This window comes from Chitinophagales bacterium, from assembly GCA_019694975.1.
Taxonomy (GTDB): domain Bacteria; phylum Bacteroidota; class Bacteroidia; order Chitinophagales; family UBA10324; genus JACCZZ01.
On the sequence record JAIBAY010000004.1, the window covers coordinates 339,456 to 356,298 of the forward strand.

10 protein-coding genes are annotated in these 16,843 nt (G+C 46.3%); 3 read left to right on the top strand and 7 right to left on the bottom strand.

What is annotated here, in order from left to right:
• Positions 1–59: 59 nt before the first annotated feature.
• A complete protein-coding gene (locus K1X61_10050) occupies positions 60–662 on the top strand; it encodes a hydrolase (GenBank protein MBX7108977.1) in 603 nt (200 codons plus the stop codon).
• A 27-nt stretch (positions 663–689) separates the two neighbouring features.
• Here K1X61_10050 and K1X61_10055 read toward each other — a convergent pair whose 3' ends face one another.
• On the bottom strand, positions 690–1,625 hold the full coding sequence (locus K1X61_10055; protein MBX7108978.1) for a T9SS type A sorting domain-containing protein: 936 nt from the start codon (positions 1,623–1,625) through the stop codon (positions 690–692).
• A 312-nt stretch (positions 1,626–1,937) separates the two neighbouring features.
• Between K1X61_10055 and glgP the strand changes: the two genes are divergently transcribed.
• Both glgP and K1X61_10065 read left to right on the top strand, forming a co-directional pair.
• Positions 1,938–3,593: an alpha-glucan family phosphorylase gene (glgP, locus tag K1X61_10060; protein ID MBX7108979.1), complete on the top strand. Its 1,656-nt coding sequence runs from the start codon at positions 1,938–1,940 to the stop codon at positions 3,591–3,593.
• Positions 3,594–3,739: 146 nt separating this feature from the next.
• Positions 3,740–4,711 carry a hypothetical protein gene (locus tag K1X61_10065; GenBank protein MBX7108980.1) on the top strand — a complete coding sequence of 324 codons (972 nt, stop codon included), beginning with the start codon at positions 3,740–3,742 and terminating at the stop codon, positions 4,709–4,711.
• Between the two features lie 8 nt (positions 4,712–4,719).
• On the opposite strand, the gene K1X61_10070 is transcribed toward K1X61_10065, so the two are convergent.
• The 6 genes from K1X61_10070 to K1X61_10095 form a co-directional block, all read right to left on the bottom strand.
• Positions 4,720–8,106 (bottom strand): methylmalonyl-CoA mutase family protein, encoded by a 3,387-nt coding sequence (locus K1X61_10070; protein ID MBX7108981.1) that lies wholly within the window; start codon positions 8,104–8,106, stop codon positions 4,720–4,722.
• A 342-nt stretch (positions 8,107–8,448) separates the two neighbouring features.
• Complete coding sequence (locus K1X61_10075) at positions 8,449–9,081, bottom strand: DUF1211 domain-containing protein (GenBank protein ID MBX7108982.1); 633 nt, start codon at positions 9,079–9,081, stop codon at positions 8,449–8,451.
• Between the two features lie 628 nt (positions 9,082–9,709).
• Positions 9,710–11,608: a guanylate cyclase gene (locus K1X61_10080; protein MBX7108983.1), complete on the bottom strand. Its 1,899-nt coding sequence runs from the start codon at positions 11,606–11,608 to the stop codon at positions 9,710–9,712.
• Between the two features lie 857 nt (positions 11,609–12,465).
• The gene (locus K1X61_10085) at positions 12,466–13,623 is read right to left on the bottom strand and encodes a hypothetical protein (protein ID MBX7108984.1); all 1,158 of its coding nucleotides are present in this window, start codon (positions 13,621–13,623) and stop codon (positions 12,466–12,468) included.
• On the bottom strand, positions 13,613–15,220 hold the full coding sequence (locus K1X61_10090; protein MBX7108985.1) for a glycosyltransferase: 1,608 nt from the start codon (positions 15,218–15,220) through the stop codon (positions 13,613–13,615). Before K1X61_10090 ends, K1X61_10085 begins: the two co-directional genes overlap by 11 nt.
• The gene (locus K1X61_10095) at positions 15,204–16,769 is read right to left on the bottom strand and encodes a hypothetical protein (GenBank protein MBX7108986.1); all 1,566 of its coding nucleotides are present in this window, start codon (positions 16,767–16,769) and stop codon (positions 15,204–15,206) included. The genes K1X61_10090 and K1X61_10095 overlap by 17 nt, the downstream gene beginning before the upstream one ends.
• Between the last annotated feature and the right edge of the window lie 74 nt (positions 16,770–16,843).

Here is a 16,843-nt window from a genome sequence, read left to right on the forward strand (position 1 = left end):
TTTTCGCGTGCCTCATTATGCAGAAGCTTATTAACTTCAACGCTGCAATACATTATTTTATGGCTACACTTTCGCTGGGAAGAACAGTTTTCGGAAATCCTGCAGATAAAGGGCGCAACATTACGCGCGAAGAGGCGAATGAAATACTGAATGCATGGGTAAAAAATGACCGGCTTAAGCTGCACATGCAGCAGGTGGCATTCTTGATGAAGATGTGGGCCGCTGAGCGTGAAAACCTGGATGAAGCGGAACAATGGGCATGGGAAACGGCCGGCTTGCTGCACGATGCTGACTGGGACCAATGGCCTGATGAGCACTGCCGCCGCATTATTGAAGAGCTGGAACACAGGAAGACAGATCCTGCAATCATTCATGCCATCGCTTCGCACGGCCCGAAATATTTTGGGGTGGAGCCGGAAACGAAAATGGATAAGATGCTGTATGCGTTTGATGAATTATCAGGACTTATACATGCCTATTCGCTGATGCGCCCCAACGGATATGAAGCCATGGAACTGAAAGGTGTTAAGAAGCGATTGAAGGAAAAAAGTTTTGCCGCCAATGTATCGCGGGAAGACATTACAGATGCGGCCGTGCGTGCAGGCATAAGCCTGGATGATTTGATTGCATTTATTATCGTGCATCAGCCGTCAGTAAAGTAATCAGCATTATGTGATTTCAATTTCCTGTTATCTGGCCAATTGAAGTTTCGCACATAAAATTGAATCGGCTGATGTAACCTGTAGCAGGTAAAGTCCATTCGGAAATGCGCTCAGATCAAGTATGTGCTGCATGCTGCCGTTTGCACTGATATGCCGGCTCAGTACTTTCTCCCCTGCCGAAGAATACAACGTCAGCTCTGTTTCTATGGATGAAGCAATATTCCATTCTATGAAAATTCGCTCAGTGGCAGGATTCGGATAAACGGCAAACGAATTGTTTTTTTCCCGAGACGTGATGCCGGTATATACGAGGTTGCAATCGATGCCATATTTCAGCGTGTCATGTTCTTTAAAACAGGTGAGAAAACCAATACCATCCACAATGTTCCATCCACCGCCGGGTGAAAATAAGCCATCGTTGCTCCCGATACCTTCAATCCAGGTTACAGGAGTATGGTTATCTTCAAAGTAGTTTGCCTGGGCAAACACGCTATAACCTGAAGGTTCGCTGAAATAAATACACTTTCTGATCTGACTGGCTATCATTATTTCCCCAACACTGTCCACCGAAAGCATATTGACAGGGTAGTCGGAATAAACCTGTGCAGTCTGTCCGGGCTGAAGTGAGAAATCATATAACAACGTATCGCTTTCCATATCCGCGAGGTAGTAATAAACCTTATCACCTTCTTCACGGATCAATCTTGGCGGTAGATTATTGATGCTGCCAGTGGCATCGGCGCTGTACAGCTTAATGTAGGTAAAACCATTCAGCAGCGAATCGCCGTTTGCAGCATAGGAGAAGCTTGCACCTGTGTAATAATCGATGCCAAAAGGGGTGCCATAATATACTCCGTTAAACTGTCCCCAGATGGCATCGGTATGCGGAAATGAGAAGCCTGGCTGCGAAAAGGATAAGCCGGGAAATAAAAACAATGCGATGGTGCACAGGATTTTTTTCATACATCGGAATTGATTCCTAAAGATACTGTAAAGTATGTTAATCTGCTTTAATTCCTGTGTCAGGCGGTTGTCATTTTCAGGGGAACATCATGAAGCGGTTTGTTGCTTCATGCAAATTGATGCCACCTGTTCCGCGCAGCAAAATTTTTACATTAAATAAGTTGGTGTGCAGTCAAACCTGATTTCCATCATATTTCTCCTGTTGCTTTCGCAGGTCATTCTTACAGTTGGCGTGGAGAAACCAAATTCTTCTGATATTTTAGCGCCCGCTTTGCAAAAAGCGTTGCTTCATTCTTCATCAAAAAAACAGACATGAATCTCTTTGAAACAAAATACAAGCATCCATATACCTACAACAAAAAATACAGCAAGCGTGTGGCCTACTTCAGTATGGAGTTCGCCGTTGACCAGGCCCTGAAAATCTACTCGGGCGGTTTGGGTTTTCTTTCCGGATCACACATGAAAAGTGCTTATGAGCTGCAGCAAAACATGATTGGCATCGGCATTCTCTGGAAGTACGGTTACTACGATCAGATCCGCAAACAGGATCAGTCGATGGATGCGCTCTTTCTGGAAAAGAACTACTCCTTTCTTGAAGATACCGGCATACGCTTCACGATAGAAATCAACAGTCACCCGGTTTGGGTAACCGCCAAATATCTTGCGCCACATTATTTTAATACGGTGCCAATGTTTTTCCTGACCACGGATATACCGGAGAATGATTACCTGGCGCAATCCATCAGTCATCACTTGTATGATCCGGACACTGCAGCTAAAATAGCGCAGTTCATCCTGTTGGGTATTGGCGGTGCCAAGCTGCTCGATTACCTGAGCTTTAATGCTGAAGTGGTGCATCTCAATGAAGCACATGGGTTTTCTTCCGCTTTCTACCTCTACCAGAAATACAAGAGTCTCGATGAAGTTAAAAAGCGCCTCGTGTTTACCACGCATACGCCGGAAGAAGCGGGCAATGAGAAGCATGATATCTATCTCCTTCATAAGCTGGGATATTTCTGCGGCTTGTCACTGGAAGAAGCGCGGACCCTTTCGAAAACAACAGGAGACGTTTTCGATCATTCTCTATGCGCGCTGCGTTTTGCGCGGCTTGCCAATGGTGTTTCACAGCTGCACGGAAAAGTATCCCGCGGCATGTGGTCGAAGTATGAAGGTGTTTGCCCCATCATAGCCATCACCAATTCGCAGAACAGCCACTATTGGGTGGACGCAACGATGTATGATTTCATGAGCAAGCACCGTTACAAATACCTCGTGAACCGGAAGAAATATCTGAAGTCGAAGTTGTTTGAAACCGTAGCGGATCAGACGGGAAAAATATTCGATCAGGATATACTGACCATTGTATGGGCAAGACGATTTGCGGGCTATAAGCGGCCCGATCTCATCACGCAGGACATTGACAGGTTTGATAAGCTGATGACACGCACCGATCAGCCTGTACAGATTATCTGGGCGGGCAAACCTTATCCTACCGATTACGGAGCCATCTCCACGTTCAACAGCCTCGTGCATCTTTCTAAAAAATATAAAAACATGGCTGTGCTGGTCGGGTATGAGCTGCGGTTATCGCGCGAGCTGAAAGCAGGTGCCGACATCTGGCTGAATACACCGCGTGTTCCGCGTGAGGCGTCGGGAACTTCCGGCATGACGGCGGCCATGAACGGCGCCATCAACTTCTCAACAGATGACGGATGGATACCGGAATATGCTACCAAGGAAAATTCATTCATCATTCCATGGGCTGATCAGCAGGCTGCGGTGCACATACAGGATATGCAGGACATGGAACATCTGTACGAAATACTCGAACACCGTATCATACCGATGTACTACAAAAAGCCTTCGGCATGGATCAAGATGATGAAGGAAAGTATGCACAGCGTGTTTCCCATGTTTGAATCCAACAGGATGGCCGATGAATACTACGATGAATTGTATAACGGGTAGGGCTTTCCTCATCTAAAGCGCAGGCACTGCTTACATTGAATATTGTTTCCCGAAGGCCGTACCGCAGAACACAGCAGTACGGCCTTTGCTTTGTATATTTGAACGCTTTTCAGGCAGTGATTTTCCTCTTCAGTAAACCGGTTGCTATGTACAGATCAACGTTTCTGCTTTTCGTGTCCCTCAACTTTTTCAGCATCATCACAACATTAAACAGTTGCAGCGATGATGCCGGTGCAAGGCAAAATGAAAGCGGTAAAAATGAAGTGCCTGCCACCATGAAGGAGCCGTTTGTATTAACGGATGCATTTAAGAATTACTGGTACGGTGGCAAGGCGGAAATCTGTTCTTACAACCTGAAGCAGGCACGTTACGGCGAGATACATGAAGGCAATGCCATCACCATTTTTGTGACAGAAGACTTTTCCGCTTCAAAGCAAGTAAAACTGGATCGCCTGGAAGCGGCCGGAGTTGACCGCCTGCCGGTGATGAAACTTAACCTGGTTAAGAAATTCAACACGGGTATTTATCCGTATTCGATGATGCTGTCTGTCTTTTCACCGGTTGACCTGCATAATTATCCTGATGCGGTAAAAGTGACTGCGAGTGTGCAGGAATGGTGCGGCATCACCTATATGCAGATGAATAAACAGGGGAAGAAATATCATGTCGCATCGTATTCTTATTTTGAAGAGGAAGGCGATAAAGCCATGAGCCTGGAAGATGGAATTCCGGAAGATGAGTTGTGGAACCTTATCAGGATTGCACCTGAAAAGCTACCGGAAGGCGAGCATCGTTTGTTGCCGGGAAGTTTATATACACGGATGACGCATATTCCATTGGAAGTGCAAACAGCGAAGCTGTCGTTGCAGCAGGGCGGAACCGAAAATATTTACACGATTGAATACACCACGCAGCAACACACGTTACATATTCATTTTGAAAAAGTTTTTCCTTTCAGGATTACCGCTTGGGAAGAAACATTTCCGGGATTTGACGGAAAACTGCTGACGACCACTGCAACACTGAACAAAACGATGATGAGTGATTACTGGAAGCATCACAACAATGCAGACCGTGCGATGCGGGAGGAGTTGGGACTGCCGCAGGATTGTCAATAGTTGCAGTCTTACATATTTCTCCGGTACTGCCCGCCCACCTCAAACAATGCATTCGTAATCTGTCCCAGCGAACAGTATTTGGTTACTTCCATCAGCGATTCAAACATGTTCTTATTCTGAATGGCGGTGGACTGCAACTTTGAAAGCAACTCAGCGGCAATATCGCTATGCGTTCTGTGCAGTTCAGCCAGCATGCTGATCTGGTATTCTTTTTCTTCCGTGGTGGCACGTATCACTTCTGAAGGCACAATGGTTGGCGATCCTTTTGAGCTTAAGAAGGTATTCACCCCAATGATCGGATATTCGCCATTGTGTTTTAATGTTTCATAGTACATGCTTTCTTCCTGAATTTTTCCGCGCTGATACATGGTTTCCATGGCGCCTAACACGCCACCACGTTCCGTGATACGATCGAATTCGGTAAGCACTGCCTCTTCCACAAGATCCGTAAGTTCTTCCGTGATAAAAGATCCCTGCATCGGATTTTCATTTTTCGCTAATCCTAATTCACGGTTGATGATTAACTGAATGGCCATGGCTCTGCGAACGCTTCCTTCCGTGGGCGTGGTAATCGCTTCATCATAAGCATTGGTGTGCAGCGAATTGCAATTGTCATAAATAGCATACAGTGCCTGCAGCGTGGTGCGGATATCATTGAAATCAATTTCCTGTGCATGCAATGAACGGCCGCTGGTTTGAATGTGGTACTTCAGCATCTGTGATCGTTCATTCGCACCATACTTCAGCTTCATGGCTTTGGCCCATATTCTTCTGGCTACTCTGCCAATTACTGCATATTCAGGATCAATGCCATTGGAAAAGAAGAAGGAGAGGTTAGGTGCGAAGTCGTCGATGTGCATACCACGACTTAAATAATATTCCACGTACGTAAATCCGTTGGCCAGCGTAAAGGCCAGTTGCGTGATGGGATTAGCGCCCGCTTCTGCGATATGATAACCTGAAATGGAAACACTGTAGAAATTACGCACCTTATGTTTGATGAAATAATCCTGCACATCTCCCATCAGCCGCAATGAAAACTCCGTGGAGAAGATGCAGGTGTTCTGTGCCTGGTCTTCTTTCAGGATGTCGGCCTGCACCGTTCCGCGAACCTGGTGGAGGGTGTTTTCCTTTATCTTTTTGTAAACGTCTGCTTCCAATACCTGGTCGCCGGTAACACCCAGCAGCAGCAGTCCCAGGCCATTATTTCCTTCCGGCAACGCGCCCTGGTAAGCCGGACGCTTTGTTCCTTTCCGTTTATAAATCTCCGCGATCTTTTCATTCACCATTTCCGTCAGCCCATGTTCTTTAATGTACAACTCACATTGCTGATCGATGGCAGCGTTCATAAAAAAGCCGGTGATGATGGCAGCAGGGCCATTGATGGTCATCGACACGGATGTCTTGGGATCAGCAAGGTTGAAACCGCTGTATAATTTCTTCGCATCATCGAGGCAGCAGATGGAAACGCCGCTGTTGCCGATTTTGCCATAGATATCCGGGCGGTATTCAGGATCCTGTCCGTAGAGCGTAACCGAATCAAATGCCGTGGACAATCTTTTGGCGGGAAGGCCTAATGAAACATAATGGAATCGTTTGTTGGTGCGCTCCGGCCCGCCTTCACCGGCAAACATGCGAGTCGGATCTTCGCCTTCGCGTTTGAAAGGATAGATGCCGGCGGTATATGGAAATTCCCCGGGGAAGTTTTCTTTCAAAGCCCATTTCAGAATTTCTCCCCAGGCTTCAAATTTCGGCGTCGCCACTTTTGAAATTTGCGTGTGCGAAAGAGATTCGGTGTGTGTTTTTACCTTGATGTCTTTGCCGCGCACTTTATAGACATAAAATTCATCACGGTAGTTTTTACATTTTGTTTCCCAGCCTTCCAGCAGTTTCCTGTTTTGGCCGTCTAATAATAATTCGAGATTGGAATAGTGTGCATTCAAGTGCGCAATGGCTGTTGTTTTTTCGCCGGCGTTTTCTGATGCGCTTTCGAGAATATTTCTTGAGGTGTGCAATGCAAAAAGTTGCTGCGCCACGGCGCTTTGTTGCGTCACCCACTGATCATATTTCCTGTTGTTCTCTGATATCTCACTCAGGTACCGTGTGCGTGCAGGCGGAATGATGTAAATTTTTTCACTCATCTCCTTCGTGATATCGAGATGAGGTTGCAGTGCTGCGCCTGTTTTTTCCGCAATTTTATCCATCACCGATTTGTACAGCCGGTTCATGCCCGGATCATTGAACTGAGAAGCTATAGTGCCGAAAACGGGAATGTCATCGTCGTCCACTTCCCATAGCTGGTGATTGCGTTTGTATTGTTTCTTCACATCACGCAATGCATCGAGTGCGCCGCGTTTGTCAAACTTGTTGAGGGCGATGATGTCGGCGAAATCGAGCATGTCAATTTTCTCAAGCTGTGAAGCTGCACCGTATTCCGGTGTCATCACATACAAACTCAGGTTGCTGTGTTCGATGATTTCGGTGTCGCTCTGGCCAATGCCGGAAGTTTCGAGAATGATGAGATCAAATTGCGCGGCCTTCACAATGTCGATGGCTTCCTTCACGTACTTGCTCAGCGCAAGATTGGACTGTCGTGTAGCGAGCGAACGCATGAACACTCTTTCGTTGCGGATGGAATTCATCCGGATGCGGTCACCCAGCAGTGCGCCGCCTGTTTTACGTTTAGAAGGATCCACGGAAATGATAGCGATCGTTTTTTCTTTGAAGTCGATGAGGAATCTTCTCACCAGTTCATCCACCAAAGAAGATTTTCCGGCGCCACCGGTTCCGGTGATACCCAGCACCGGTGTTTTCACATGTTTTGATAATTGATGCACTTCATCCAGCAGTGGCTTTGATTGTTCCGGAAAATTTTCCGCGCCGGAAATCAGTGTGGCGATGGCATGCGGATTCCGGTTCTTCAGTTCCTTCACTTCTCCGTTCAAATGCATGCCTGTGGGAAAGTCGCATTGCTGCAGCATGTCGTTAATCATCCCCTGCAGGCCCATGGCGCGGCCGTCGTCGGGTGAATAGATGCGCGCGATGCCGTATTGCTGCAGTTCTTCAATTTCAGCCGGAAGGATGACGCCGCCGCCGCCGCCGAATATCTTGATGTGTGAACAACCTTTTTCCTGCAGCAGGTCAAACATGTACTTGAAGTATTCCATATGGCCGCCCTGGTAACTCGTCATGGCAATGGCCTGTGCATCTTCCTGTATGGCGCAGTCCACCACTTCCTGCACGCTGCGGTCGTGGCCGAGGTGAATCACTTCGGCGCCGCTTGACTGAATGATGCGCCGCATGATGTTGATAGCCGCATCATGGCCATCGAACAGCGAAGCGGCAGTTACCACGCGTATTTTATTTTTGGGTTTATAGATGTCGGGTTTTGTCATTGTGCAGCAGGAATTTTCTGGAATAAAGATAGCACTTCGGGTATGACGTAGTGCGGTGAGTATAAACTTTGAAGGGTGCACTAATGCCGGTATATTCCCCTTTTTGGCGCAAGCGGACGCTTGCGCCAAAAAGGGGTTATTTCACAGGCTCACGGTTCAGGGCTTGGCGATGGCGGACATGACGAAGCATTAAACTGTCGGCAGGCACAAATGTAAAATAGAAGGACAACGCTTGCAATAAGCATTGCGCGTCCGCTAATACTAAGCCCTGGTGAATGGCTGGTTTGTTTTCTGTCTTAAAATGTGTCGGTTCATATTTTGCGTAACTTGTCATGTTATGGTTTAGTCGCTTGTGAGCTTCATTTTATGCAAGATCCACATAGAATATAAAATTGCCAACATGAATAAAGAGAAAGATAACAGTGTGCTAAGATATGCGGTCAGTCCGATTAATAATGAAACAATAGGAAATACAATAGCTGTTTTCATTAATTTTTCAAAATACTTGTGGTCAACTAATGGTGAAAGCATTTTGTTTTTGAAAAGATGTCGGTTGACAAAGGATTGTGCTATGGAACTCGCAAATGAGACGCCGCTCAAAAAAATAAAGGACGCCGGGTTGTCAAAATAGTTGCCTATTAAAGATGCGACAAAAGGCAGTAAACAAATCGGAAGAAGTGAGAATGCATTGAGCAGTCCAAGTGTATTGTCATACTTAACAACCGCACTAAAAAGCGTATTTAACCCCACCCAGGCTTGTGTTATTGTCAAAAAGCAAATAAGGAATGCGCCGAAATTTGGAACCATGTACAGCAGCTTTTCAAACATTTCTGTAGCCGAACTACTGTCAGCCAAATCCGGAAGGTGAAGTTCAATAACCAAGAGTGTGATTATGATAGCCAATACTGCGTCTGAAAAAAATATTAATCGATGAAGTTTGAGCTTATTGATTTCGTGAAGGTCGTTGGATTGCATTTAAATAGTTTGCAGATTATTATTTATTATGTCGGTTGTGTGATGGTTAAACTTGCCGCTAATGAAGAAGTTCGTAGCGAAATTAAAAAAAGGGGGAATACGAAGCACGAATCTTCGCGCAGAAAATGTGAACTAACGACAAGGATGAATTGAAAAAAGTGAAATATAAAAATCGATTGACTTCGTGAACGCCACGTGAGGGGATTACACAGCAGCCCATATCAGCGGTAGTTCTTCTGTCGCTTGGCATAGAGTGAATTTTTCAAATGTTGCCCCATTAAATTTATATGCACCGTTTTCTTGTGTTCCAAGGCATAAGTCGCCATTTTTGCCCCGTTAGTCCCGTTAGTCCGGATTTTTTTCAATCCGGACATTATCAGAGGAGGATTTTCAATCCTCACCTCATATATCATTCAATATATAAGAGTATGAGGTCACGATGAGGAACGAAGTGTTTATTGCAGCAACAATTGCGGTCAATGTAAGAATTGGTTGCTTAAGGTCAGGAGGTACTTCCTGAATGACTGCATGTCTGTCCGAGGTAGGCGTCCTCGCCAAAATTTTTTCACTTAAGACTAAAACTGCTTCAAATAGGTCGACAGGACGCCGACCTTGGACAAAGCCAACTTCAAAGATTCATTTTCTTTTTTGACAATGCATAGCGCGGATCATTTCTCAATGCTGCATACACCGGCGAATTGATCATATAGCTGATCATCTCTTCCTGTTGTTCAATTGATTTGAAAAGGTATTCGAACGCTTTTTCAAAGTTGCCGATACCATACCATGCGAGACAGAGATCCTGGTATTTTGCCAGTTCAGGATGTTGCAAGTGAAAATCTTCCAGTTGCTTTACCACTTCCATGGCTTCTTCCTTCCTGTTAAGTTTTCCATAACAGTAAGCAAGATATGAAATCGCCAATGCTGAACCACCAGACATTTCAAGCGACTGCTTCTGAATTTCCAATGCTTCCTCCCAGTTACCTTTAAGGCCAATAGAAAAACCTTTGATGGACAAGGCATACCAGTTGCCGGGAATCACATCCAATTGCATGTTGGAAAGACGGATGACATCATCATAGCGGTGCTCATAAAAATAAGCGATGCCAAGTGAACGCGCTACGGACATGGAAAGAGGATCCTGTTGCCACGCTTTTTCAAAAGCGGTTACTGCCTGAGAAGGCTCATCCATCACCAGGTAATAATAGCCAAGCACCCAATAACTTTCCATTGCTCCCGGATTCAATGCTATTGCTGTCATTAATGATTGATAGGCTTCCTTCCAATTCCATTCAAAAAACAATTGCGCGATACCGCGTCCTACGTGGCCCTGTGCAAGTGAGGCATCGAGCTCCAATGCACGGTTGCTCGCATTCAAGATGAGTTGATGCGCTTCTTTTCCCGGAATCACACCAACACTTCCGAGCATGGCATAGGCTCCTGCAAGTGTGGCGTAGGCCAAGGCGAAACCGGGTTCAAGAGCGATCGCCTGCTTGTAGCATTCAATCGCCTTAAACATTTCAGTAGGCGTTTCTTTGTTGTTGAAAGATTTTCCTTTCAGGAACAGTGCATATGCGTCGAGATTTTGGGTAGAGATTTTCACCAGCGATTCCTCTTTGTGCGACAATGAAAGTTTTGCTCTTAATTTATTCGCAATGATTTTACTGATATCATCCTGCACCTGGAAAATATCAGTAAGGTCGCGGTCATAGGTTTCACTCCAGATGTGAAAGCCATCAACCGCATTTACCAACTGCGCCGTGATGCGTACACGGTTGCCAGCTTTACGCACACTGCCTTCAAGCAGTTTATCCACGTTCAGCTTTGCCGCGATGTCGCGGATGTCGAGTTGCCTGCCTTTCATGGCAAATGAAGACGTGCGGGAGGTTACACGAAGTCCTTCCACCGCAGTAAGTGCATTCAGCAGTTCTTCTGTAATGCCATCACTGAAATATTCATTTTCAGCATCGCCGCTGAGGTTGATGAACGGCAACACAGCGAGGGAATTGACAGGTTGTTTGGTTTTGCCTTTTATATCATTGCGAGTGGGAATCACTAGTCCTTCATTGGCGATGGCAAATACATGAATGGGTTCGAGTACATTTTTTAATTCAAAGTAGCCGACCTCGGTGGCCAGGATGTCTTTCTGATTCCGGATATCATCAAGAACTTTTTCTGAAATAAAAATTCCGCCGGGCACTGCCAGCGTTTCAATCCTTGATGCGATGTTCACGCCATCACCATATACACCATCTTCTTCAAGTGTTACATCTCCGGTATGAATACCAATGCGCAAATCAACTTTTGGGGATTGCAATAATTGTTGCTGAATGCGAATGGCGCAATGGACACCGTCGAGCGCGGAAGAAAAAATGCTCAGTGTTCCGTCACCGTAATACATCAGTACTCTTCCATTGTATGCAGCCACGCTTTCATCGAAAACTTTTTTATGACGCAAATGATTTGCCCGCGCTTGTTTCTCATCCGTTTGCATCAAAGCAGTGTAACCCACCATATCGGTGAACATGATGGCGGCCAGTTGACGTTGCGGGATTGCGGACACGTTCAGAATTTAGCACTAAATAATGAATAAGTCCGGAAAGAAAATTGTTTTTCCCGTTAGTCCGGATTTATTTCAATCCTGAGTTTATGAGAGGAAAATTTTGAATCCTCACCTAACATACCAGTCAATATATAATAGTGTGAAGTCACGATGAAGACCGAAGTATTTATTGCAGCAACAATTGCTGTGAATGTAAGAACTGGGTGCTGAGGGTCAGGAGGTTCCTGCTGAATGACTGCATGGTGAGGATATTAAACTACTAATAATCTGAAAACCGGCATATCCGGTTAGACAAGATATTTCGCTGCTGTTGGTTTTAGCCAAAACTTGTGGGAGGCACAGACCAACAACCTTTGATAGCAGTTTGTTAGATTTAATACAGAGACAAAAAATTCCCCCGTTAGTCCGGATTTTTTTCAATCCGGACTTTATGAGAAGAGGATTTTCAATCCTCACCTCAGATACCATGCAATGTATAATAGTATGAAGCCATTATGAACAACAAAGTATTTATTGCAGTAACAATTGCTGTCAATGTAAGAAGTGGACACTGAGGGTCAGGAGGTTCCTGCTGAATGACTTTATGGTGAGGATATTAACTTCTTACAATCTAAGGATCCCCGTTATTGTAGATTTATATTGACTCGCCCTGAAATATATTTACATCCGAATAAAATATGTCCGCATTGCTCGAATGGGCTTGCGGAGGATTGTAAATCCACATCGCAATCAGTGAGGATTGAAAAAAATCCGGATTGGCGGGAAATGCCCATGCTGGCAGTTAACCAAACAAGGATAATCATTACTTACTGAGGTGCCAATTAGTTTGTCCTTTCCAGCCGTGCAAGACAATTCCTGATGGTTAAGTTGGTAAGGCTGTCGTCTTTGAAATACCAGTTGAGAGCTTGTTGTGTAGTGGTTCTGTCATCACTGAAGTGAAAAAACAAAACCGCCTTCACCGCCGGATATTTTCGCGGCAGGCTGTCCAATGCGTTTTCAAACCATTCACTCCTGTTGCCGCCCACACCGAGTGAACCGAACTCGGTGAGCATAACGGGTTTGCTGAAGGAAGAAAGCTGCGGATAATATTTGCCGAAGATCTCATCAAAGGTCCACCATTTGCTCCACGTTGCCACCGTTCCATAGTTGAGTGTGCCACAACCGATATAATCCACGTAAGAATCGCCGGGATAAAAATCGCGGAAGTAACCATAAGCGGGATGCGGGCTGTAGATCCAGATAACATTGTTGGCGCCTGCCCTGATAAACAAATCATGGATATGCCTGAATGCGGCGATAAACTCTTTGGCCGTATTATTTTGCGGGCCCCAGGGATACCGGTAGGGATCATTCATTTCATGGCCGACCCGCAGAAAAATGGGTGCCTCTGTCTTCGCTGCCGCATCGGCCCATTCGCTGATATAAAAATCATATACACCGTTGGCTACATCATTCAGTCCGTGCTTGTCGCGTTTGTCGGTCTTCTTCAGTTGCGGATGATCCCTTCCATCGAAATCGGTGAGCCACGGCTCCCACGTGATAACCGGCAGTGAACCAAGTTCGAGGATGCTCCTCACTTTCTGCGCCGGAAACGCTTCCTCTTCCTTACTGCCCCATGCACAGTAAATATGGATAAGCGGCAACGTAACGTGCAAAGAATCCTCCAGGTCAATGATGCTTTTGAAATTTTCAGTGGTGTTGTTATCAAAGGCACCGAATAAGATGCTCGCCGGATTTTTCAGCGTACTTGCATCGTGCCGGTAGGTTTCAAACCAGCTGAGCTTATCCGCGCGCCTGTCTTCACGCTGCTCGATGATCACCTTCTTCTCCACATTACTCGCCATGTGCCCGGTAAAGGAGAAGAAGTTGGAAAGGGGACCACGGGTGGCTTTTCCCAGCAATAGTAATGCGGCAATAATGCCTGCCGCTAATATAATGGCTGTGAGTGTGGTTGAAATGCGGAAAATCTTATTGCTCATGCTGCGTCGTTTTTAGTTTGTCTATATCCACCGTGTCCCAGGGATCTTCTTCCTTCAGCCTTCTTGCTTCAAGCGCTGCAAAAATTCCTCCCACCGACATGGCAAAGGCGATCAGCGCAAAGGCGAACATGGCCCAGGTTTTTTCCGCAGTAGCTACCAGTTCCACTTCCGGCATACCATATCGCCGGTAACTGAACACGCTGATGCTGGTAACAAGGAAGAGCAGTACATGCAACACCAATGGACGGGCAAATGGCGTGAAGTAACCGGTTACGGCCTTTTTAGCTGTCGGTATGTATGGAATATCAGCATTCACCACACCCAGCAAAAAGCCGATGAGGAATACCGGCCAGCAGGCATATTTCAATACCATGCCGCGCCAGTGCAGGCCGCGTTCCATGGCAGGATGACAGAGCCATCGCTGCATGAACAGGTAAGATGAGATTCCGAACAAGGCAACGAAGGAACCGTGTATCAGAAAATCGGCGAATGGCATGGTGGCGGGAAGGATGCCGGTGAGGAAGAAGATAAAGGGAAGAAGGGTGAAGAAAAATTGCATCACACCGACTAAGTAATAGGTGCCAATGGTGAAATAAGAAATGCGCTGCCAGAAAGAAAGACGACGGAAGAGTTTTGGTATCTCCACAAATGTTACCTCAAACACGCCACGCGACCATTTCAGTTGTTGTTTGCAAAATGAACCGAAGTCTTCGGGCACCAGTCCGCGACTCAACACTACCGGGTTGTAAATAGATTTCCAGCCTGCGGCATGCAGCCTGATAGAGGTGATGAGGTCTTCCGCCAATCCGATGCCGTGGCCACCGATACTTTCCAGCGCTTTTCTTCTGAAGGTGCAATTGGCGCCGATGGCAACGGCGCAGCCATAGCCATGCAAGCTCATCTGCGTGGGGCCATAAAAGGAATAGGTTTGTTCTGCTGCGCCTTTCGCCGTGAATGACCGGTACTGATTGTAATAGGCCTGGCATACCTGCACGAAGCCCACTTTTTCATCCTTGAAAAATCCCAGGGTGTGTTCAAAAAATTCGGGGAATGGAATATGATCGGGATCCAGCACCAGGATGAAATCTTCCGAGGTTAGTTGCAGCGCCGCATTTATTTTTCCGGCTTTGGCACCGGGAATGCCCACGAGTTCAAGCCATACGGCATTATTTTTTTCTGCTACTTCTTTGAAACGTATATCCCGTGTATCGTCCAGTAAATATGTGGTATGCGGATAATGGATGGCAGCGCAGGCAGCCAGCGTTTTCTCAAACATTTCCAGCGGCTCGCCGGGTGAACTCGTGGTGAAGATGGCAACCCGCAAATTTTTTCCAGGTGAAACAGGAAGCGGTTTCTGTATGCCCAGGTTGTTGATCCACATCAATACCAGCCGTGCCAGCCCCCACCAGAAAATCAGGCTGAGCGTGATAAAGAACATCCAGTTGGCCACATGCATGCGGCGGAACCACCAGTCGGCAAATACCAGTATGCTGATGATACCGGCCGTTACCAGCACCATTAAAATAAAACGGTCGGATGCATTAATTGATTTGGCTTCGCGAAAACGCCATAGATCTTTGTCATCCCTTCTTATCATTCCAGCAACTGATTTTTAACGTGAAGCCTGCATACTGACTGTTGTAAAAAAAGGTATGACGGTACAGGTACGATGCACCGAGTGCTATTTTATCTGATGCCTGATAGGTGCAGGAGGCACTCACCTCCAGCGGCGTATATCGTGTGTTTTTCGCGTAACCCGTGGTCAGTTCCGTGCCTGTATCTGTTGATTGTAAATACAGGTAGGGGGCATCGGCATGAGCGAATATGCCAAGCTGCAGGTTGAGCCCTGCGGAAAAGCTGGCAGAAGGATGACTGATGAACGATAACAATGCTGCGTGTATCTGTTGATTTAAAGGCGTGAAATAAGGATCATACACACCCTTTACCGTGCTGTCGGTCGCATAATGATTAAGAAATTCCTCATACGTTTCGCCCGGCGCAAACCTGCTTTCTCGTGAGTTGCTGAAGTTGAATGCATAGCCTGCACGCAATTCAACAGCCGCCAGCCTTACCGGAGGACAAAACAACCAGCCGTAAACGGAAGATACACTGTTGTCATCCGGGAAGATACCGGCATCTATGCCTGCACTTCCGTTCCAGCTTTGTTGATCGTTCCAGCCGATGGAAAAGGCAAGATGCGTCTGACTGATATTGCTTTGCTGACTGGCGATGGTATGGAAATACGGTTTGTGTTCCAGCCGGAAATCTGCCTGCACATGCTTCGCAAAAATCTCCTGTGCGGCAAGGCTTCCCGTCCAGTCTGATTGGTTACCAGATGGGAATTTTACGATACCGAGATCACCTTTCAGTGATAATCCGATTTGCTTAAAAACAAAAAGATTACCGGCAGAAAGAAGCAATGCTGCCTGTGTGCTGTCGTGAAAGAAAAACACCGGAGCATAAACTGTGATGGAAGGGCTCAGCAGGGCATTCACATGAAAGCCGCTCTCTGCGCCGGGTGAAAAGGTTTGCAGCGGCTGATCATCCCAGCCGAAACCGGTATTGAAAAGTAACCAGGGTGACATCGCTCTTTTGATATCCATCAGCAACAATTGCGCTTCCGTGTTTTGGTTGTAGCTGATCAGCGCTTTCTCGCTGTATTCTTTGGCAGCATCATAATTGCCAAGGTGGAAAAAAATGCGTGACCGCAACAGCAAGCCATCAGAGTAGTAATGATTCCTGCTTTCTGAAAGCCCCAATATAGAATCCGCTTTTTCCCATTCCTCCATACCAATTAGCGACCTCGCATAATCCAGTTGAAGCAGCTCTTTATCAGGCTGCAGTTGCAGCGCAGCATCATAAAGCTGCACCGACCGCTTGTATTGGTGACGCCAGTATGTGGTTTGTGCGAGCAGCCACAATGCATTGATGTCTTCCGGGTGATGCTGATGATAAGCATGCAGCAGATCGGTTGCTTTCCGCAGTTTCATTTCATCGCGAAGTTGACGCGCTGTTTCAATGGAATCTTTACCCGCTTGAGCAAAGGAAAACCGGCAGGTCAGCAAAAAAAGCAGGCTGAAAAAAATAATTGACTTTTTATAATCAGATGGAAGAAGACAACGTACCCCACTGTAGCGTAAAGTCATTGGTGTTTTTTGGCTGTGAGCCTATCGACTCAAAAATATCAGTTTGGTTTAATCAGGAGGCGATTTATTTTCAG